The following is a 20,088-nucleotide window of genomic DNA, read 5'->3' as shown; positions in this document are numbered from 1 at the left end:
CTCGGCCTGTATGGCGCGGGCGTGACCCAGCCGGAGCGACGCATCGTGCCGAAAGACGGCTCCGCCAGAGCCCTCGGGCTCTCGAACGCCGTCCTCGCCTTCGTCGCGCGCTTCCGGCTCCAGCATTGGGGCCTGCTGCTCTCGCGCCTCTTCGCCGAGATCGCGATCCTGGGGCCGGTCGCACCGTGGCGGGCCTGGATCCGGCGGCTGCCGCGCTTCCGGCTGATCGCGCCCCATGTGGACGGGCCCTATTACCTCCGCCAATTGCCTCCCGAATGGCGCACCGGCGCGGCGCGGGACCCCGTGCTCCATTACGGGCTGATCGGATGCCTCCGGGGCTATGCGCCCCGTCCCGGCTTCGACCCCGTCTTCTATCGCGCCGACAATCCGGACCTCCCCTGGGCGCGCGATCCCCTCGCCCATTACGCCCGCCGCCTCGCGGCGGCGCCGGCCGGCTCGCCGCCGATCCCGACCTCCAGCCTGATGATCGAGGCCCATCCCCGCGAGGCCCCATCGGACGGCGAGCATGTCCTGACGATCATGCATGCGCGCGGCGGCGGCAGCGAACGCTACCTCGCGCTCTACGAGGCGACCCTCCTGGCCGAGGGCCATCGCGTCACGCGGCTCGCCCGCGACACGACGCGCGCGCCGCTCTTCCGCCCCGTCCGGCTCGGCGCGCCCGACGAGGAGGGCACCGTCTTCGACCTCGGCGAAGACGCCGATGCCTTCCGGGACTGGCTGCACGGCAGCGGCATCACGCGCATCGTGCTGAACCACATCGTCGATCTGCCGCCCGGCGTCGTGACCTGGTTCCCGGCCCTCTGCGCGGAGGCTGGGCTCCCCTTCGAAGTGATCCTCCACGATTATCTGATGCTCTGTCCGCGCATCAACCTGATCGCCCGCGACGGCCGCTATTGCGGCGGCCCGCTGCGGGCGGATTGCGAGGCCTGCGTCAGCGACGGCCGGGGCCTCGCGACGAGTGTGCCCCCCGCCCTCTGGCGCGAGGAGACCGGCCGGCTGCTCCGCGCCGCCGCGCGGCTCGTGGCGCCGCACGCCGATGCGGCCGCGCGGTTCGCGGAATATTGGCCGGACCTTGCCGTCTCGGTCTGGGAGCCGGAGGACGATACGGGCATCGAGCCGCCTCGCTCACCTGCACCTCGGGATGCGGAGGGGGGACATGGCGGAGCGGTCGATCGCCCCCTGCGGATCGGCCTCATCGGGGCCCTCAACGCCCCGAAAGGCTTCGCGGTGATCCGCGCCCTCGCCGAACACGTGAAGGCGCAGGGCCTGCCGCTGCACATCGTGCTGATCGGGCCGTCCGCGCATGATGCGAGCCTGCGCGATGCGGGCGTCGAGATCGTCGGGCGCTACCGGGAAGCCGAAGCCGAGGCGGCGATCCGCCGGGCTCGGCCCGACATCGTCTTCGTGCCCGCGATCTGGCCCGAGACCTGGTCCTTCACGCTGACCCTGGCGCTCAAGCTGCGCCTGCCGGTCCATGCCTTCGACATCGGGGCCGTGGCAGGCCGCCTCCGCCGCCTCGGCCTCGGCACGCTCGTCCCGCTCGAGAAGGCGGACGATGCGGCCTGGCTCGCCGACCATTTCATGCGCACCTACGGCCTCGCGGCCCCGAACGATCGGAAAGAGGCAGCCTGAGCGGCCTGAGGCCGCCGGATCAGGGCGAGACGCCCCATCCCCTCGCCCGCGCCGCCGCGACGATCCGCTCCGACAGCCGGCCGGGCGCGTCCGGCCCGACCTCGATCCGGCGGATGCCGAGCCGCTCCAGCATCTCGCCGAGCTCGGCCTCCCCCGTGGCAGGCCCGAAGGAGGGCAGGTTCGGCGTCACCGGCGCCGCCTCGGCCTCGACGCGATAGAGGCCGAAGCGCGGCCCGTATTCCGGGCGGAGACGGATGACGTCTGCGCCGCATCGCTCGCTCCGGCCGAGGACAAGGACGGGGTCCGGCACCGCCCGCCGGATGCGGGCCTCGTCGAGCCGCTGCCGCAGCGCCGCCACCGGGTCCGTCCGGATGAAATGGTCGATGAGCGCCCGGTAGCCCGGATGCCGGCGCTCCACCTCCGCGATCGCCTCGGCGACGCGGGCCGCCTTCTCGGGTCCGAAGGAGAGACCGGCATGGTGGCGCACGACGAGGTCGCCGATGCCGATATTGCGCCATCCGCGCGCGGCGGCGCGGCGGCAGAAATCGTTCTCCTCGCCGTAGCCGCGGCCGAAGGCCTTCTCGTCGAAGAGGCCGATCTCGGCGAGGCAGGCGCGGCTGACATACATGCAGAAGCCGATCCCGGTCGGGACCTCGCAGGACGCGGGACCGAGCGAGGCGGCGAGACCGTCGAGGTCGCGATCGGACAATTCGAGCCGCATGCAATTGTCGCGCAGGCGGACGGGATAGCTGAGGATCGTCGCCGCATTCGACAGCGGCGTGATCGTGCCGATCCTCGGGCCCGCATGCGCGGCGAGACGATCGAGCCAGCCGTCGAACACCTCCGTATCGGCGTTGAGGAGGACGACGTCGCGCTCGGGATGGAGCGCCATGCCGCGATTGGCGCTCGCGACGAAGCCGCGATTGGCCTCGTTGCGGAGGACGGTCGCGAGGCCGCGCGCGACGAGCCCGTCCACCGCGGCGCGGATCGCCGCCTCCGGCGGCGCATCCTCGACCACGACGAGTTCGCAGGCCCGCCGGTTCCGCGCCTCCAGCACACGGCGGATGGTCGTCACGGTCTCGGCATAGCCGCCATAGACGGGCACGACGATGTCGACCGGCACGCCCTCCCCCGGCGGCAGCGGCGCGAGCCCGGCCCATTCGTCGGCCCCATCCTCCCCTGAAGCGGGAGGGTCGTCGGCGGAGCCGACGGGGCCGGGTGCAACCCGCCCGGCCTCGTCGTCGGCCTCGTCGTGATGCGAACCCCGTTCCGCCGCCAGCGCGGCGGAGAGCGGGTCCTCGTCCTCCGCGAGCGAGTGCCCGGCCCGGTAGGCCTCCGGGTCGAAATCCTCGGACGGCATGCGCGCCTCGCGCCAGCCTGCGGAGGCGTAATGCGACAGGGGCTCGAAGCCGGCGAGGCGGATGTCGGGGTTGGTCCGCAGATAGAAGAGCGGGTCGAAGTGCCGGTTCGGCCGCACCCCGCGCCACCAGCCGGAGCGGAGATAGGCGACGAGCGGATTGCGTCCGCCCCGCCCCCGCATCTGCTCGCGGATGAAGTCCGGATCGACGAGGGGGTGCGGGCGCAGGCCCCCCGGCCCGCCGCTCCCCATGTAATGCGAGAGGCAGGCCGCATCGTCGCGGCCGGCGAGCCCGGCCTCCGCCCGGTAGAACGCGGCATCGAACAGCCCCGACCGCGCGACGAGCCGCGCCGAACTCCCGGGCTGCAGCAGCCAGCGCATCCCCCAGAGGCGACGCGCGACGATGACGGCCTTCCTCAGCATGAGGCGGGAACGTCCCATCCGCCCGTCAGCCCGCCACGCGCCGGCCGATCCGGATCACCCTCCCCTGGAGGGGGAGGGTCGGACCGAAGGTCCGGGGTGGGGTGTAACCCGCCATCGGTCTCGACGAAGCGGTCGAAGATGAAAGGTGGGTTCACCCCACCCCGTCGGCTTCGCCGCCGACCCTCCCCCTCCAGGGGAGGGTGAAAACCAAGCACGGTCTCCACGCGGCCTCCTCAGCGCCCCTCGCGCGGAACGAAATAGGCGGTCGGCACGAGCTCGTCGTCCTCGGCCGCGAGCATCCGCTCCCGGAAGGCCGGCGCATCCTCCGCGAAGAGGTCGCGCACCAGGGCCTGGGCGAGCCGCGTCGCGCCGATGCCGAGGCCGGGAATGTCTCCGGCGAGCGCCGCCTGGCTCATGGTGTTGGCCCAGTTGAAGACGTGCAGGCGGGAGAGCTGCGGCAGCGAGCCCGGCTCGCGCTCCAGCATCTGCATGCCGTCGCCGAGATAGGGGAAGAGCGCCGGCTCGGGATGGCGGACCGCGGCCTCGGCCGGGACGCGGTCCCGCCAGACGAGGAAGCGGCCGCGGAAGGCTGCGAGTTCGGGCCGCTCGTCGAGATCGATCCCGAAGCCGATGGCGATCACGGCCGCGTCGACCGGGTAGCGGCCCTTCGCCGTCTCAACCACGAGGCCGGCCTCGTTCTCCTCGATGCCGGTCCAGCCCTCGCCGAAGCGGATCGAGAACCCGGGGTGCCGCGCGCAGCGCAGCACCGATTCATGCGGCGGCGGCGTGCCCTCGCCCATGATGTAGGTGTAGAAGCCCCAGCGCTGCTCGTCGGACAGCGAGGCGTAGGCCCGCAGGAAGCCGGGGAAGGACGCCCATTTCGACTTGTTGACCTGCGGGAAATGGCTCCGCCGCACGAACAGCGTCACTTCCGGCACGCCCGCCTCGAGCGCCGTCGCGGCATTGTCGATGGCGGAGGCCGAGGCGCCGAGAACCGCCATGCGCCCGCCGGCGAAGCGCGCGAAGTCGATCGCGTCGGAGGAGTGGAAGAGGCGCTCGGACGAGATGCCCGCCGCGAAGGCCGGCATGCGCCGGGCGGTGCCGCTGTCCCGGCCGAAGGCGAGGACGACCTTGCGGGCGAAGATGGTCTCGCGGCCGCGCGGCCCCTCGATCACGGCGCGGATGAACGCGCCGGCCGGCTCGAGGCTCGCGACCGACGTCTCGTTCTCGACCGGGATCCGGGCGGCCTCGCGGACCCAGAGCAGATAGGCCAGCCAGTCCAGCCGCGGCACCTTGTAGAGGCGCTGCCAGCCCTCCTCGCCGTATTGCGCCTCCCACCAGGCGCGGAAGGTCAGCGAGGGGATGCCGAGATCGGGCCCGGTCAGGTGCTTCGGCGACCGCAGGGTCTGCATCCGGGCGAAGGTGCCCCACGGCCCTTCGCGCCCGAGCGGCGCCCTGTCGACGACGCGGATGTTGGAGATGCCCTCGCGCAGGAGGGCGAAGGCGGCCGTCTGGCCGCACATTCCGCCACCGACGATCAGGACGTCCGTGACCGGCCTGCCGTCCGGCCCGGCCTTCGGCAGCACCCAGCTCGCGGGGGGATGATTGAGCAGCGCGAGGTCTCGCCGCGCCGCCTGCATCAGGGCGGCGAGCCCCGTCGAACCGCCGGGCGCCGGCCTGTCCCGCGGAGCGAGGCCGGGGGCTTCGCGGTCTTCGGTATCGACCCTGTCCATCCTCAACCCATCGCCCCGGAGAGCCGAGCGACCGCAGCGTCGCTGCCTGGCTCCTCCGCTCTGTCAGGACATCGGCGGCACGTCCGGGTCAAGCCGGGGCCGGCGAGCGCCTGCCCTCACAGCCGCCTCGACAGCACGCCGAGGGCCAGGACGGCATAGGCGCCGATGAAGAAGCCGGTTCGGTTCCCGGCCACGAAGGATCCGACCGTCGGCACCTTCCAATACATCGTCGCGACGGCGAGGCCGATCAGGACGAGGGAGACGGCGAAGGTGAGGAGGCGCGGCGCAGTGAGCTTCATGCGCGAAGGGTCGCGCATCGCCGTTGACGATCGATGAACCGCGGCTTCGCCCGCCGCGCCGTGGCGGGGGCGAAGGACCGGGCGCTACATCGCGCCGCCGCGCTTGTAGCCGAAGCCGGGGATGAAGCAGCGGCAGCTCGATCCGTAGGGCACGAACCCGCCGATCGGGCAGCTTCCGCGCGAGGTGGCGCAGACGTCGCTCATGCGCGGCGCGCGGTAGCGGCGCGGCGGGCCGTAGGGGTCGTAATAGCCGTAGCCGGGAGGCGGCGGGCCGTAATACTGCGCCGAGGCCGGGACGGCGGAGGCCGCGATGGCGGTCAAGGCCACCGCCAGCACAATGCGTTTCACGTCTTTTCTCCCTGTCGAGACGCCGAAGGCTACCGCGCCCTAGCTGAACGCAGCCCTACCGACGACCATCAAAGCAACGCTATCGTCCCGCCTTGGTCAGCGCGGCGTGAACGCGATCGGCGAACCTCTTCGCGGTCGCGCCCCGGCCGCGATAGTCGATGGCCTGGACGACGGAGACGGTCTTGCCGTCGACCGCGATGCAATGGACGATGAAGGAGGAGCCGCCTCCGCTCGGCCCGCCCGTCACCGTCACGAGCTGGCCCGGATGACGATCGACCGACTGCGTATAGCCGGCCTCCGCAGCCTCCTTCCGCACGATGTCGGCGCATTGGTCGAGACTCAATGCTGCGGCTTCGGTCCGCTCCACCCGATATTCTAGCTTGAAATCATTGGCCGCGGCATGGCTGGCCGCCATCGTTGCCATGGCCAGGATCAGAACCGTCGAAGACTTCATTCGGATACCTCGTCGTTCCGGCACGCGGCCGGATCGCAGCGATGCCGTCGGCCGATCTCTAGCAGAGCCCACGCGCGCATCGCGCGGGCCGCCCGCCATTGCAGCCTCGCGGAGGCATGGCTATCTGCCTTTGAGCAGATCACGGGCACCTTCCTGTCATGGCTCATCCGGCCCCCGCATCCGACGACACCCTGAAACTCGTCGCCTTCGACGACGACGACCTCGCGATCATCTCGGCCCATCTCCAGGACGCGGTCATCCGCGTCGGCGATCTCACCTACGTGCCCGAGCGCGGACGTTTCGCGCTCGTCGCGCGACGGTTCGACTGGGGCTGTTCGGAGAGCGATCCGCGACGCTGCCTCACGGGGCTGCATTTCGAACGGGTTCTGAAGGCGCGCACCCGCGGCTTCGACCGCGACCAGCACGACGAGGCCCTTGCGCTTCTCGCCGTCCGGTTCAAAGAGACGGCGGCGCCGTCGGGCACGGCCACGCTGGTCTTCGCCGGCGGCGCCGAGATCGAGCTCGATCTCGAATGCCTGGAGGCGAGGATGCAGGATCTCGGGCCCGTCTGGGCCGCCAAGGCGCGCCCGGCGCACGATCTCGGGAGCGCGTGATGGTTCTCCGGCTCGATGCCGGCGATCCCGGCTTCGAGCAGGGGTTCCTGGCTCTCCTCGCGCAGAAGCGCGAGGTCAGCGTCGATGTCGACGAGGCCGTGGCCTCGATCATCGCGGGCGTGCGCGAACAGGGCGACGCGGCCCTCATCGACTACACCGCCCGTTTCGACGGCCACACCGTCGCGCCCGCGGGGCTCGCCTTCACCGCCGACGAGATCGACCGGGCCGTCGCCGCCGTCGAGCCCGAGGCGATGGCGGCGCTCCGCCTCGCGCGGGACCGCATCGAGGCCTATCACCGGGCGCAGGTCCCCCAGGACCACGAGACGACGGACGCGGCAGGCGTCCGGCTCGGCTGGCGCTGGAACGCGATCGATTCCGTCGGGCTCTACGTGCCGGGCGGGAAGGCCTCCTATCCCTCCTCGGTTCTGATGAACGCCGTGCCGGCGAAGGTCGCCGGGGTCGAGCGCGTCGTCATGGTGGTGCCGACACCGGGGGGCGAGCTGAACCCGCTCGTCCTCGCGGCCGCGCGGCTCGCCGGGGTCGACGAAATCTACCGGATCGGCGGCGCCCAGGCCGTCGCCGCCCTCGCCTACGGCACGCAGACGATCAGGCCGGTCGTGAAGATCGTCGGGCCGGGCAACGCCTATGTCGCGGCCGCCAAGCGCCGCGTCTTCGGCCAGGTCGGGATCGACATGATCGCCGGCCCCTCCGAGGTGCTGATCCTGGCCGATGCGACGGCCAATCCCGACTGGGTCGCCGCCGACCTCCTCGCCCAGGCCGAACATGACGAGGCGGCGCAGTCGATCCTCATCACCTCCTCGCCCGATCTCGCCGAGGCCGTCGCGGCCGCCGTCGAGGCGCAGCTCGCGACACTCCCCCGCGCCGAGATCGCGCGGGCGAGCTGGCGCGATCACGGCGCCATCGTCACCGTGCCCTCGCTCGAGGCGGCCCTTCCTCTCTCCGACCGGATCGCCCCGGAGCATCTCGAGATCGAGGCCGAGGATGCCGAGGCCCTCGCCGCGCGGGTGCGCAATGCCGGGGCGATCTTCCTCGGCTCGCACACCCCCGAGGCCGTCGGCGACTATGTGGCCGGCTCGAACCACGTCCTGCCGACCGCCCGTTCGGCGCGGTTCTCGTCCGGCCTCGGCGTGCTCGACTTCATGAAGCGCATCTCGGTGCTGCGCTGCGATCCGGCCTCGCTCGCCGCGATCGGCCCCGCCGCCGTCACGCTCGGCCGCGTCGAGGGCCTCGAGGGCCATGCGCGTTCGGTCGCGATCCGCCTCGAGGCCAGCCGGCGGGCGGACGCGGGCGCATGACCGGAGAGGTCCCTCCCGACGAGGCCGCGAGCAAACGCCTCACGGCCGTCACCCTCGACGAGGCCTCGATCGGGCGCGGCAATCCGGATCAGGAGCACGAGCGCGCGATCGCGATCTACGACATCGTCGAGAAGAACTCGTTCTGCGTGCCGGAGGGCCCCGGCCCCTATCGCCTTCGCCTCTCCATCGTCGAGAACAAGCTCGCCTTCGAGATCAGCCAGGAGGGCGGCGAAGGCAGCTACACGCATTACCTGTCCCTCGCCCCCTTGCGGCGTGTGATCCGCGACTACCGGGCGATCTGCGACAGCTACTACGCCGCCATCCGCACAGCGTCCCCCACCCAGATCGAGGCGATCGACATGGGCCGGCGCGGGCTCCACAACGAGGCCTCGGAGCTTCTGCAACAGCGGCTGCACGGCAAGGTGGAGGTCGATTTCGACACCGCCCGCCGCCTCTTCACGCTGATCTTCGCGCTGCACTGGCGAGGCTGACGTGCCGGACGCCGCCGAGCGTGGGCGCGTGCAATCGGTTCTGTTCATGTGCGCCATGAACCAGGTGCGCTCGCCGATGGCCGAGGGCCTCGCGCGGCACTATTTCGGCAAGTCCATCTATGTGCAGTCGGCCGGGGTGCGGAAGGGCGTCAAGGACGAGTTCATGGTCGCCGTCCTGGACGAGATCGGCATCGACGCCGCGAAGCACCGCCCACGCACGGCCGACGAGCTCGAGGAATGGGAAGGCCTCAACTTCGACCTCATCATCACCCTCTCGCCCGAGGCGCATCACAAGGCGCTCGACCTGACGCGCAGCATCGCCGCCGAGGTCGAATACTGGCCGACCCCCGACCCGACCCTCGTCCAGGGCTCCCGCGAGCAGATGCTGGACGCCTATCGCGGCGTGCGGGACGGTCTCGCCAAGCGGATTCGGGAGCGGCTGCGGGGGTGAGAGGCCCGGTGAGACGCACCGGGGCATCATGTCCGCATGAAGAAGGGCGGGCCGTTCAAGATCAGCCGAGCCGAAGGACGCAGGTCTCTCTCAAGCGGCTGGGCGAGTTCCTCAAAAGCTCGCGTCGTCGGCCGGACAACACGGCCGCGACTTCTTCCAGTGCCAGCGCGGTCCATCACGTCCGGCGATGCGACAACTCGCGCCGGCCGGCCATCCTCGTGAGGTTTTTGCACGCGGTCATTCCAGATGCGAACTTGAACTGACACAGCCATTGCGGTGAAGCGGGCTCGACGAGGCCTTATCCGCAGGAGCCTCGCCTTGGAGGGATGCATGAGGGCTCGGCTGATTGCCGTTGGGTTGTTTGCGCTGGTCGCCGCAGCGCCCGCTCTGGCTCAGGTTTCCGATGGCGTCGTCAAGATCGGCGTCCTGACCGACATGAGCGGCCCCTATGCCGACAATGTCGGGGCCGGCGCCGTGCTCGCCGCGCAGATGGCGGTCGAGGATTTCGGCGGCACGGTCAACGGCGCGCCGATCCAGATCGTCTCCGCCGACCATCAGAACAAGACCGATATCGGCTCGACCATCGCGCGCCGCTGGTATGACACCGAGCAGGTGGACACGATCACCGAGGTCGTCTCCTCCGGCGTCGCCCTGTCGGTCCAGCAGATCTCGCGCGAGAAGAACCGGATCTTTCTCGCCACCGGTCCCGGGACCCCGGATCTGACCGGCAAGGCCTGCTCGCCCGTCGGGCTGCACTGGGCCTATGACAATTACGCCTATGCCAACGTCGTCGCCGGCGCCGTGGTGCGGCGGGGCCAGAAGGACTGGTTCTTCCTGACCGCCGATTACAGCTTCGGCCACGCGCTGGAGGAGCAGGCGGCTCGCGTCGTGAAGAGCAATGGCGGGACGGTGAAGGGCTCGACCCGCCACCCGCTCGGCTCGGCGGATTTCTCCTCCTTCCTGCTCCAGGCCCAGGGCTCCGGCGCGAAGGTCCTCGGGCTCGCCAATGCCGGCACCGACATGATCAACGCCACCAAGCAGGCCTCCGAATTCGGCCTCACGCAGGGCGGCATGAACATCGCCGCGCTGCTCGTGAACCTGCCCGACATCAATGCGCTCGGACTCGACAAGGCGCAGGGTCTCCTGCTCGCCGACAGCTTCTACTGGGACATGAACGACGAGACGCGGGCCTGGTCGAAGCGTTTCATGGAGCGTTTCGGAGGCAGGGCTCCGGGCTCGCTCCAGGCCGGCGTCTACGGCGCCGTCATGCATTACCTGAAGGGCGTGAAGGCCGCCGGAACGGACGAGGCCAAGGCCGTCATGTCCGAGATGCGCAAGCTTCCGATCGAGGATTTCTACACGAAGGGGGCGAAGCTCCGCGAGGACGGCCGCGTCGTCCGCGACATGTATCTCCTCCAGGTGAAGAAGCCCGAGGAATCGAAGAAGCCGTGGGACTTCTACAACGTCGTCGCGACGGTGCCCGGAGACGAGGCCTTCCGCCCGCTCGCCGAAGGCGGCTGCCCGTCGGTCGCCAAATAGGCCCGCGGGGTCAGACCGGAACCGGCTCGGACGCCTTCGCCTCCTGTTCGAGCCAGCGGATGAAGGTCTCGACGCGGCGCGGCAGGCGCCGGTCGGAGGGCCACACCGCGTAATAGCCGAGGTCCCGCCGCACGGGCGGGCCGTACAGGGGAACGAGGCGCCCCGCCCGGATCTCGGCATCCAGCAGCGTCGGCTGACCGATCGCGATGCCGAGCCCCTCCGCCGCCGCCTGATAGGTCAGGACGGAGCTCTCGAAGACCATGCCCCGGCTCGCATCGAGCGACTCGACCCCGGCGGCCCCCAGCCAGTCGTCCCAGTCGCGGCGTCGGTAATAGGAATGCAGCAGCGTCTGACGCGCCAGCGCCTCCGGCGGCTCGCCGACGAGCGCCCGCGCGACATCCGGGCTCGCGACCGGCTGCAGCAGATCCGGAAACAGCAGGGCCGACTCGGTCCCCGGCCAGCCTCCGCGGCCGAGCTGGATGGCGACGTCGACGGTCTCGCGGCTGAAATCCACGGCCTTCACGATGCTCGAGACGCGGATATTCGTGCGCGGATACCGCGTCTTGAAAGCCGTGAGACGGGGGATGAGCCACTTCGCCGAGAACGTGGCGTAGGCGCGCACATGGATCGCCTCGCTGGTCTTCGCGTCCGACAGCCGGGCCGTCGCCGCCGCGATGCGCGCGAAGGGTTCGGAGATGTCGGCCGCATAGGCGAGGCCCGCCTCGGTCAGCGTCGCGCCCGCCCGTTCCCGATGAAACAGGCGCATGCCCAGAAAGTCCTCGAGGACGGCGATCTGGCGGCTGACGGCCGATTGCGTGACGTTCAACTCCGCAGCAGCCTTGCCAAATCCTCCGACCCGTGCGGCGACCTCGAAGACGTGCAAGGGATTGAGAGGCGGCATCCGTCTCGACATCGGCCCACCTTACCGAAAACTCATGTCACGATAACCCCTGCTCTCTTGCTGGGCAAAGTCCGGCCGGGGCATGTCTCACGCAGCAAGATACCGGCCTTCGGGCCAGCCTCCTGGAGGACGCCATGGATTTCGCTCTGAGCGAAGAGCAGGACCTGTTCGCGCAATCGGTGCGCCGCTTCGCCGAACAGCATCTCAAGCCCGGTGCTGTCGAACGCGCCCACCGGCCGGGATTTCCGTTCGATGCGGCCAAGCTGCTCGCGGAGCAGGGACTCCTCGGCATCACCATGCCGGTCGAGGATGGCGGCCAGGGCGGCACGCTCATGGATGCCGTGATCGCGATCGAGCAGGTCGCGGCCGCCTGCCCGCGCAGTGCCGATGCCATCCAGGCCGGCAATTTCGGGCCCATCCGCACCTTCCAGGAATATGCGAGCGCCGAGCAGAAGGCGCGCTTCCTGCCCGACCTCCTCGCCGGTCGCACCGTCATCAGCCTCGGCATGTCGGAGCCCGATGCCGGCTCGGCGGTCACCGACCTCAAGACGACGGCGCGGCCCGACGGGGCCGGCGGCTACATCGTCGACGGATCGAAGGTCTTCTCGACGCATAGCCCCGAGGCGTCGGTCTTCCTCGTCTATGTGCGCTTCGGACCCGGCGTCGGCGGCATCGGCTCGGTCCTCGTCGAGCGCGGCACGCCGGGCTTCACGATCGGCCAGCCCTCCGCCTTCATGAGCGGCGAGGAGTGGTCGCAGCTCTATTTCGAGGATTGCCGGATCCCGCCCGAGAACGTTCTCCTTGGGCCGGGCGGCTTCAAGCGCCAGATCGCCGGCTTCAATGTCGAGCGCCTCGGCAATTCCTCGCGCGCCCTTGCCCTCGGCCGCTACGCCTTCGATCTTGCCCGCGACCATGCGCTGGATCGCAAGCAGTTCGGCCGGCCGCTCTGCGAGTTCCAGGGGCTGCAATGGAAATTCGCCGATCTCGCCGTGAAGCTCGAATCGGCGCGGCTCCTCCTCTACCGCGCGGCCTCCACGCGCGAAGGCGAACTGCCCTCGGCCGCCGATACCGCGATGGCGAAGCTCGCCTGCAACCAGGCCGGATTCGAGGCCGCCAACGAAGCCGTGCAGGTGATGGGCGGCCTCGGCTATTCGACCGAGGCGCTGGCCGAGTATTGCATGCGGCGCACCCGCGGCTGGATGATCGCGGGCGGCTCGATCGAGATGCTCAAGAACCGCATCGCCGAGCACGTCTTCGACCGGCGCTTCGACCAGCGTCCGCCGCGCCCGCCTCGGACGGGCACCGAGGCCGTCGCATAGGCCCCGCATCGTGACACTCGGACAGAACCTCCTGCGGCCTCGCAGCGTCGCTCTCGTCGGCGCCTCGGACGATCCGGGCAAGACGGGCGGGCGTCCGCTCGCCTTCCTGCGCCGGGCGGGCTTCTCGGGCGCCATCTACCCCGTCAATCCCCGGCGCGAGACCGTGCAGGGCCAGACATCCTATCCGGCCATCGACGCGCTGCCGGAGCGGCCGGACCACGCCTTCATCCTCGCCCCGACCGACGGGGTGCTCGATGCGGTCGCGGCCTGCGTCGCGCGCGGGGTGCCCGTCCTCACCGTGCTCGCGGGAGGCTTCGCCGAAGCGGGCGAGAGCGGGCTCGCGCGCGAGGCCGAACTGCGCCGGATCCTCGCCGGCAGCGGCACCCGTCTCCTGGGGCCGAACAGCATCGGCATCGTCAACGTCACCACCGGCCTCAGCCTCACGGCGAACGGCGCCTTCGCCGAGCCGGAAATCCAGAAGGGCGGGATCTTCGTCGCCTCCCATTCCGGCAGCATGATCGGAGCGATCCTGTCGCGCGGGCTGGCCAAGGGGCTCGGCTTCGCCGGCTTCGTCTCGACGGGGTCGGAGGTCGATCTCAGCCTCGGCGAGATCTGCGAGGCGACGCTCGACGATCCTGCCATCGGGACCTACGCGCTCTTCCTCGAATCCATCGCGCACGGCGCCGCGATCCGGCGCTTCGCCCTGGCCGCAGCGGAACGCGGCAAGCCCGTGATCGCCTACAAGCTCGGCCGCTCGCGGCAGGCGGCGGAACTCGCCCAATCCCATACCGGCGCGATCGCCGGCGAGGACGGCATCGCGGACGCGTTCCTCAAGGATTGCGGCATCGCGCGAGTCGAGACGCTCGACGGGCTGATCGAAGGCCTGCCGCTGCTCGCCAAGCTCGGAGTGCCGACCGCGCCGCGGCGGCCCCGTACGGCCGTGGTGACGACGACGGGCGGCGGTGCCGCGATGGTCGTCGACCAACTCGGCCTGCGCGGCGTCGAGGCCGTGGTGCCGAGCGAAGAGACCATGGCGAGGCTCGCCGCGCGCGGCGTCGCCGCCCCCCGCGGACGCATCCTCGATCTCACCTTGGCGGGCACCCGGCCGGCGATCATGTCGGCCGCCCTGGAGACGCTTCTCGACGCTCCGGAATTCGATCTCGTCGTCGCGGTCGCGGGCTCGTCGGCACGTTTCCAGCCCGAGCTGCTCGTGCCCGCGATCGCCGGAGCGGCGAGGCAGGCGGAGCGGCCGCTGGTCGTCTTCGCAGCGCCCGAGGCCCCCGAGGCCCTGCGCTCGTTCGCGGAAGCGGGCGTGCCGTGCTTCCACACGCCCGAAGCCTGCGGCGATGCCGTCGCGGCCATCTTCGGGCGCCGCGCGCCGAAGGGCCTCGGCGCCGAGGCGCCGTCGCGCGGCACCGCCCGCCAGCTCGACGAAGCCGAGGGCTACGCCGTGCTCGCGCGTCTCGGCGTCCCGGTCGCTCCCCATGCCGTCGCGGGCATCGAGGCGACCGCCTCCCCCGTCGCCTATCCGGTCGCCGTGAAGCTGCTCTCGGCCGACGTGCTGCACAAGACCGAACTCGGCGGGGTCGTGCTCGGCATCGCCGATGACGGCGCCTTCCGCAGCGCCGTCGCGGACATCGTCGGCGCGGTCGGCAAGGCGGCGCCCGGCCTTGTCGTCGAGCGGCTGCTGGTCCAGTCCATGGCCAAGGGCATCGGCGAGGTCCTGCTCAGCGTCCACCGCGATCCGGATGCGGGGGCCGTCGTGATGCTGGCCGCCGGCGGCATCCTGGCCGAGATCCACGAGGATCGCAGCCTTCGCCTCGCGCCGGTCTCGCGCGAGGAGGCGCTGGCCATGATCGACGAGGTGAAGGCGCTGCGGGCGCTGGCAGGGTTCCGCGGCCGGCCGAAGGGCGACCTCGGCGCGCTGGCCGATGCGATCGTCGCGATCTCGCAAGCCGGCCCGGAGATCGTCGAGGCAGAGATCAATCCGCTTCTGGTCAGGCGGGAGAACGAGGGTGTCGTCGCGGTCGACGCGGTGGTGCGCCTCATGGAGGAGGGGCGATGATCGAAACACTCGCCGAGCGGGTCAATGGCGATGCCCGGCTCGTCCATCGCGGCCGCTTCGTGGAGACGACCTTCCTGCTGGAGGTCGGCGACGAGGCCTGGCTCGTCCGCATCGAGGAGGGGCGCATCGCCGAGATCCGCCGCGGCCCGTTCGTGATGCCGCGCTGGACCTTCGCGCTGCGGGCTTCCGCCGAGGCCTGGGGGCAGTTCTGGTCGGCGAGCCCGCCGCCCGGGTTCCACGATCTCTTCGCGCTCATCCGCTTCAAGCGTCTCTCGGTCGAGGGCGACATGCATCCCTTCATGGCCAATCTCTTCTACTTCAAGGGCGTCCTCGGCTCCCTGCGGGGGCAGGCATGAGCGCCGCCGTCTTCGAGCCGGTTGTCGGGCGCTATCTGCGCCTCGATCTCCTCGGCAAGCCGCATCGGCTCTACGTCGAGGAGGCCGGGCAAGGCATCCCGCTCCTCTGCCTGCACACGGCGGGCAGCGACAGCCGCCAGTATCGGGCGGTGCTGAACGACCCGGCGATCCTCAAGGACTTCCGCGTCATCGCCTTCGATCTGCCCTGGCACGGCAAATCCTCGCCTCCCTCGGGATGGCATGAGATCGAGGAATACCGTCTGACCTCGCGCGACTATGCCGACATCGTGGTCGGCGTCGCCGACGCGCTCGGCCTCGACCAGCCGGTCGCGATGGGGTGCTCGATCGGCGGGCGCATCGTGCTGCATCTGGCGCTCGAGCATCCGGACCGTTTCGGCGCGGTGATCGGCCTCCAGTCGGGCGGCCATGTCGCGCCGTATTACGACATGCAGTGGCTGCATCGGCCCGACGTGCATGGGGAGGTCAGCGCGGCCGTCGTCTCCGGCCTCATCGGGCCGAATGCGAGCGATGCGGATCGCTGGGAGACGCTGTGGCACTACATGCAGGGCGGGCCGGGGATCTTCAAAGGCGACCTGTATTTCTACAAGGTGGACGGCGACATCCGCGGCCGGCTCCGCGAGATCGACACCCAGCGCTGCCCGGTGCACCTCCTCACCGGCGAATACGATTACAGCTGCACGCCCGAGGACACGCTGGCCGCCGCCGCCTCGATCCCGGGCGCGAACGCGGTGATCATGCCGGGGATCGGGCATTTCCCGATGAGCGAGGACCCGGAGGGCTTCCTCACGCATCTGCGCCCCGTCCTCGAGCGCATCCGCGCGGAGCGCCGCCGATGAGCCCCCGGGAGAAGGCGGTCGCCGCCTATCCGGCCCTGCGCCTCTTCATCGCCGGCCGCTGGGTCGGGGCGGAGGGACGCCGGACGACGCCGGTGATCGACCCGACGACCGAGCGCCCGCTCGGTGCGCTGCCCGTGGCCGACGAGGCCGATCTCGACGGGGCGATCGCGGCCGCGACCGAGGCCTTCCCCGCCTGGCGCGATACCCCGCCCCTGGCGCGGGGGCGCATCCTGCGCCGGGCCGCGGATCTCCTTCGGGGCCGGAAATCGCACTGGGCGAGCCTGATCGCGCTGGAACTCGGAAAGCCGCTCGCGCAGGCGGAAGCCGAGATCGACACGGCTTGCGAGATGTTCGAGTGGGCCGCCGACGAGGGCCGGCGCCTCTATGGACGCGACATTCCGGCCCGCACCCCGGCGATGCGCCTCACCGCCATCTCCGATCCGGTCGGGCCGGTCGGCGCGATCGCCGGCTGGAACGCGCCGGCCATCACGCCGGCACGGAAGATCTCGGGCGCGTTGGCCGCCGGCTGCACGATCGTCATCAAGCCGTCGGAAGCGACGCCGGCATCGGCCCTCGTCATCGCGCAGGCGCTCGAAGAGGCCGGATTGCCGCCGGGCGTCGTGAACGTGGTCTTCGGCGATCCTCCGACGATCGGCCGGACCTTCGCCACCGATCCCCGGCTGCGGCTCCTGACCTTCACGGGCGGCACGCAGGTCGGCAAGGAGCTGTCGGCCCTGTGTGCCGGCACGATGAAGCGGATGGTCATGGAGCTCGGCGGCCACGCCCCGGTCCTCGTCTTCGCCGATTCCGATATCGACGCGGTCGCGGCCTCCGGGGTCACGGCGAAGTTCCGCAATTCGGGTCAGGTCTGCACCTCGCCGACGCGCTTCCTCGTCGAAGCCCCGGCCCATGACCGTTTCCTCGAAGCGTTCGAACGCGCGGCGGGCGCGATCCGGGTCGGGGACCCCTTCAACAGCGACACGCAGATGGGGCCGGTGCAGAACGCCCGTAGCGTCGCGGCCCTCCGCGGGCTTGCGGAGGATGCGCGCGATCGCGGGCGGGTCAGCGCGGGAGATTGTCCGGAGGGACCCGGATTCTGGCTGCCCCCGACGGTCGTCAGCGGCGTGCCGCGCGACGCGAAGGTCTGGCACGAGGAGCCCTTCGGCCCCCTCGCCGTCATCGACAGCTTCGCGTCCTTCGATGAGGCCGTGGCCGAAGCGAACCGATTGAGCCTCGGCCTCGCGGCCTATGCCTGGACCGGCTCGCTCGGCACGTCGGAGAGGCTCGCGCGCGCCATCCAGGCCGGCAGCCTCGCGATCAACCACTGGTCGGCCTCGTTCCCGGAAACCCCGTTCGGCGGGGTGAAGGATAGCGGCTTCGGGCTGGAAGGCGGGCCGGAGGGGCTGATGGCCTTCAGGCAGCCGCGCTTCGTCTCGGTGGCCTTCCCCACCCCTTAGGCGATGCTGCCGTGTTCGTGACACGGCGGGTCTCGGCCAGGCGAGGCCCGCCGAGGCAGCGACGGGATTGCGCCGCCGCGGCGAGGACGATGATCCGACCGGGAAGCCGCCCGAGGCTCAGACCCGCTCGACGCCGCACCATTCCGCCAGGAACAGGGCCATGGTCTTGGTGACGGCCCTGACCGAGTCGAGATCGACCCTCTCGTCGATGCCGTGCGGGCGCTCGCAGATCGGCCCGTACACGAGGCCGGGGGTGTTCTGATACAGCGAGAAGAAGCGGGCATCGGTCGCCGCCGAGGTGATCTCCTCCTGCAGCGGCGCGTCGAACACGGCCCTATGGCTGTCGGCGAGCACCGCCTCGGGAATGGCCGCGTTCTCCAGCACGAAGCCCTCGGCCATATGGCCGTGATACTCGATCCGCGGCTGGTGGTTCGACAGGAACGGATCGGAGAGAGCCGCCGTGCGGACACGCTCCTCGATCTCCCGGCAGATATCCCGGAGGTCGTCGCCGGGCAGGACGCCGACGCGCACGTTGAGCACGGCCTTCGAGGGCACGCTCGAGGTCCATTCACCGCCTGAAATCTCGCCGAGATTGACCCGGATCGGGTGCGGGTGGTCCTTGTAGAGGGGGTGATCGACCTTGCGGGCGTTCCACTCGTCCTCGAGCCGCTTGATCTGCGGCCACAGGAGCAGCGCCTTCTCGATGGCGTTGGCACCGGCATTGTTGAAGCCGGCCGAGGCGTGCTGCGGGTCGCCCTCGACATGGACGCGGAACCAGATCAGCCCGACCTCGGCGCGCATGAGCTTCGGCTCCAGGGGCTCCGGCACGAAGGCGCAATCGGCGCGGTAGCCGCGCTGGAGGCAGGCGAGCGTGCCGTTGCCGGTGCATTCCTCCTCGACGACCGACTGGAAGTGGATCGGGGCCGTCGGCGCGAAGCCGGCCGCCCGCACGGCGTCGAAGGCGAACAGCGTCGCGGCGAGGCCCGACTTCATGTCGCCGGCACCGCGGCCATACATCCACTTGCCGTCGATCCGCGGCTCGAAGGGCGGCGTGGTCCAGCGGTCCCAGGCACCGGTCGGCACGACGTCGATATGGCCGTTGAAGATCAGCGAGCGGCCCTTGTGCTGCGCGGGGCGGTAGGTGCCGACGACGTTGTAGGCGTTCTCGTAGGTCGCATCGACGACCGGGGCGAAGCCCGGCAGGTCCTTGATATCCTCGACCTTGACCTTCCAGTGGTCGACCGCGAGGCCGCGCTTGGCCATGGCCGCCGCCATCAGGTCCTGGACGGTGTGCTCGTAGCCGCGCACGGACGGGCAGCGGACCATGTCCTGCGTGAACCGGACCTGCTCGTCGAAACCGCGATCGACCGCAGCCGTGATCGCGGCGGCGATATCCTTGTCCAACATCGATGGGTCCTTGAGGTCAGGAGGAGGACGAGGGCGTGAAGCGGCGCTTGAGCATCGGCCCCAGCGTCATGAGCCCCTTCGGCAGGAACATCACGATCAGGATGATCATCGCGCCGTAGACGAGCAGGCGGAACTGATCGAGATCGCGGAGCAGCTCGACGAGGCCCGTGAGGATGAGGGCTCCGACCAGCGGCCCGGCGAAGGTGCTGAGGCCGCCGACGAGCGCCATCGCGATCACGAGGATCATCAGGTCCGCGCCGACCGCCGCGTTCGGGGTCAGGATGCTGATGTAATGCGCGTAGAAGGCGCCGGCGATGCCGACCAGGAAGGCGCTGATCGCGAAGACCTGAAGCTTCTTGCGCGTGAGGTTGACGCCGAGGCTCTCGGCCGCGTCCTCCGCATCGCGCATGGCGATGATCGACAGGCCGATCCGCGAGCGCATCAGCAGCGCGATCGCCGCGACGGACAGGAGCAGCAGGACGAGCGCGAGATAGTAGTAGGGCACCTTGTCGGCCGGCGAGAACACGATCGTGCCGAAGCCCGGCAGGTCGAAGCCCTCGAAGGGACGGATGCCCCACAGCCCCAATTCGCCGCGCGTGACCGATTGCAGGTTCGAGATCACGATCCGCACGATCTCGGCGAAGCCGAGCGTCACGATGGCGACATGCGCCATCGACTTGATCCGCAGGATGGGCAGGCCGATGAAGACGCCCGCCACGGTCGCCGCCAGGGCGCCGATCCAGATGGTCAGCCAGGGGCTCAGCCCCGCCTTGATGCTGATCAGGGCGGAGACATAGGCGCCGATGCCGAAGAAGGCATGGTGGCCGAAGGTCTTCAGCCCCGCGAACCCCGCGACGAGGTTCCAGGCCGAGGCGAAGATGCCGAAGATCATCGCCAGGATGAGCACGTGCAACAGGTAGGAGTCGCGCGTGACGAGCGGCACCGCGATCATCGCCGCGACGGCGGCGACGACCATGAGCCATTGGGCCGGCTTTACCGGTTGGAACATGCGACTCTCCAATCGGCCGACGGGTTCCCGAGCATGGCG

General features: G+C 70.4%; 19 protein-coding genes. 11 read left to right on the top strand and 8 right to left on the bottom strand.

What is annotated here, in order from left to right:
- Positions 1-45 precede the first annotated feature (45 nt).
- The gene (locus EV668_RS13400; RefSeq protein WP_133770816.1) at positions 46-1,653 is read left to right on the top strand and encodes a glycosyltransferase family protein; all 1,608 of its coding nucleotides are present in this window, start codon (positions 46-48) and stop codon (positions 1,651-1,653) included.
- Positions 1,654-1,672: 19 nt separating this feature from the next.
- On the opposite strand, the gene EV668_RS13395 is transcribed toward EV668_RS13400, so the two are convergent.
- The 5 genes from EV668_RS13395 to EV668_RS13375 all read right to left on the bottom strand — a co-directional run bounded on the left by EV668_RS13395 (position 1,673) and on the right by EV668_RS13375 (position 6,267).
- Positions 1,673-3,451 (bottom strand): glycosyltransferase family 2 protein, encoded by a 1,779-nt coding sequence (locus EV668_RS13395; protein ID WP_133770814.1) that lies wholly within the window; start codon positions 3,449-3,451, stop codon positions 1,673-1,675.
- 215 nt (positions 3,452-3,666) lie between these two features.
- On the bottom strand, positions 3,667-5,166 hold the full coding sequence (locus tag EV668_RS13390) for an NAD(P)-binding domain-containing protein (RefSeq protein WP_133770813.1): 1,500 nt from the start codon (positions 5,164-5,166) through the stop codon (positions 3,667-3,669).
- 116 nt (positions 5,167-5,282) lie between these two features.
- Positions 5,283-5,465, bottom strand: a complete 183-nt coding sequence (locus EV668_RS13385; protein WP_133770811.1) for a hypothetical protein — start codon at positions 5,463-5,465, stop codon at positions 5,283-5,285.
- Positions 5,466-5,549: 84 nt separating this feature from the next.
- Positions 5,550-5,813 carry a hypothetical protein gene (locus tag EV668_RS13380; RefSeq protein WP_133770809.1) on the bottom strand — a complete coding sequence of 88 codons (264 nt, stop codon included), beginning with the start codon at positions 5,811-5,813 and terminating at the stop codon, positions 5,550-5,552.
- A gap of 79 nt (positions 5,814-5,892) precedes the next feature.
- The gene (locus EV668_RS13375) at positions 5,893-6,267 is read right to left on the bottom strand and encodes a DUF6180 family protein (protein WP_133770807.1); all 375 of its coding nucleotides are present in this window, start codon (positions 6,265-6,267) and stop codon (positions 5,893-5,895) included.
- Positions 6,268-6,425: 158 nt separating this feature from the next.
- Here EV668_RS13375 and EV668_RS13370 point away from each other — a divergent pair, with 158 nt between their 5' ends.
- The 5 genes from EV668_RS13370 (at position 6,426) to EV668_RS13350 (ending at position 10,678) form a co-directional block, all read left to right on the top strand.
- Complete coding sequence (locus EV668_RS13370) at positions 6,426-6,881, top strand: DUF2948 family protein (RefSeq protein WP_133770805.1); 456 nt, start codon at positions 6,426-6,428, stop codon at positions 6,879-6,881.
- Positions 6,881-8,197: a histidinol dehydrogenase gene (hisD, locus tag EV668_RS13365; RefSeq protein ID WP_133770803.1), complete on the top strand. Its 1,317-nt coding sequence runs from the start codon at positions 6,881-6,883 to the stop codon at positions 8,195-8,197. Before EV668_RS13370 ends, hisD begins: the two co-directional genes overlap by 1 nt.
- Positions 8,194-8,688 carry a UPF0262 family protein gene (locus EV668_RS13360; protein ID WP_133770800.1) on the top strand — a complete coding sequence of 165 codons (495 nt, stop codon included), beginning with the start codon at positions 8,194-8,196 and terminating at the stop codon, positions 8,686-8,688. Before hisD ends, EV668_RS13360 begins: the two co-directional genes overlap by 4 nt.
- 46 nt (positions 8,689-8,734) lie before the next feature.
- Positions 8,735-9,139 carry an arsenate-mycothiol transferase ArsC gene (locus tag EV668_RS13355; protein WP_133772006.1) on the top strand — a complete coding sequence of 135 codons (405 nt, stop codon included), beginning with the start codon at positions 8,735-8,737 and terminating at the stop codon, positions 9,137-9,139.
- Between the two features lie 330 nt (positions 9,140-9,469).
- Positions 9,470-10,678 carry an ABC transporter substrate-binding protein gene (locus tag EV668_RS13350; protein WP_133770798.1) on the top strand — a complete coding sequence of 403 codons (1,209 nt, stop codon included), beginning with the start codon at positions 9,470-9,472 and terminating at the stop codon, positions 10,676-10,678.
- A gap of 10 nt (positions 10,679-10,688) precedes the next feature.
- Here the strand turns inward: EV668_RS13350 and EV668_RS13345 are convergent, their stop codons facing one another.
- Positions 10,689-11,579 carry a LysR substrate-binding domain-containing protein gene (locus EV668_RS13345; protein WP_166652458.1) on the bottom strand — a complete coding sequence of 297 codons (891 nt, stop codon included), beginning with the start codon at positions 11,577-11,579 and terminating at the stop codon, positions 10,689-10,691.
- 134 nt (positions 11,580-11,713) lie between these two features.
- Here EV668_RS13345 and EV668_RS13340 point away from each other — a divergent pair, with 134 nt between their 5' ends.
- The 5 genes from EV668_RS13340 to EV668_RS13320 are packed head-to-tail and all read left to right on the top strand — an operon-like array spanning position 11,714 to position 17,633.
- Positions 11,714-12,898, top strand: a complete 1,185-nt coding sequence (locus tag EV668_RS13340) for an acyl-CoA dehydrogenase family protein (protein ID WP_133770794.1) — start codon at positions 11,714-11,716, stop codon at positions 12,896-12,898.
- Between the two features lie 10 nt (positions 12,899-12,908).
- Complete coding sequence (locus EV668_RS13335) at positions 12,909-14,963, top strand: acetate--CoA ligase family protein (RefSeq protein WP_245513157.1); 2,055 nt, start codon at positions 12,909-12,911, stop codon at positions 14,961-14,963.
- Positions 14,960-15,319, top strand: a complete 360-nt coding sequence (locus EV668_RS13330) for a hypothetical protein (protein WP_133770790.1) — start codon at positions 14,960-14,962, stop codon at positions 15,317-15,319. The genes EV668_RS13335 and EV668_RS13330 overlap by 4 nt, the downstream gene beginning before the upstream one ends.
- Complete coding sequence (locus tag EV668_RS13325; RefSeq protein WP_133770788.1) at positions 15,316-16,176, top strand: alpha/beta fold hydrolase; 861 nt, start codon at positions 15,316-15,318, stop codon at positions 16,174-16,176. Before EV668_RS13330 ends, EV668_RS13325 begins: the two co-directional genes overlap by 4 nt.
- The gene (locus tag EV668_RS13320; protein ID WP_133770786.1) at positions 16,173-17,633 is read left to right on the top strand and encodes an NAD-dependent succinate-semialdehyde dehydrogenase; all 1,461 of its coding nucleotides are present in this window, start codon (positions 16,173-16,175) and stop codon (positions 17,631-17,633) included. Before EV668_RS13325 ends, EV668_RS13320 begins: the two co-directional genes overlap by 4 nt.
- Before the next feature lie 117 nt (positions 17,634-17,750).
- Here the strand turns inward: EV668_RS13320 and EV668_RS13315 are convergent, their stop codons facing one another.
- Together EV668_RS13315 and EV668_RS13310 are read right to left on the bottom strand one after the other, a co-directional pair.
- Positions 17,751-19,040, bottom strand: coding sequence for an ArgE/DapE family deacylase (locus tag EV668_RS13315; RefSeq protein WP_133770784.1), 1,290 nt, complete (start codon positions 19,038-19,040; stop codon positions 17,751-17,753).
- A gap of 16 nt (positions 19,041-19,056) precedes the next feature.
- On the bottom strand, positions 19,057-20,049 hold the full coding sequence (locus EV668_RS13310) for a branched-chain amino acid ABC transporter permease (RefSeq protein ID WP_133770782.1): 993 nt from the start codon (positions 20,047-20,049) through the stop codon (positions 19,057-19,059).
- Between the last annotated feature and the right edge of the window lie 39 nt (positions 20,050-20,088).

This window comes from Enterovirga rhinocerotis, from assembly GCF_004363955.1.
Taxonomy (GTDB): domain Bacteria; phylum Pseudomonadota; class Alphaproteobacteria; order Rhizobiales; family Beijerinckiaceae; genus Enterovirga; species Enterovirga rhinocerotis.
Note: the sequence above shows the minus strand (reverse complement) of the source record. Positions and strands in the feature narration are given on the sequence as shown.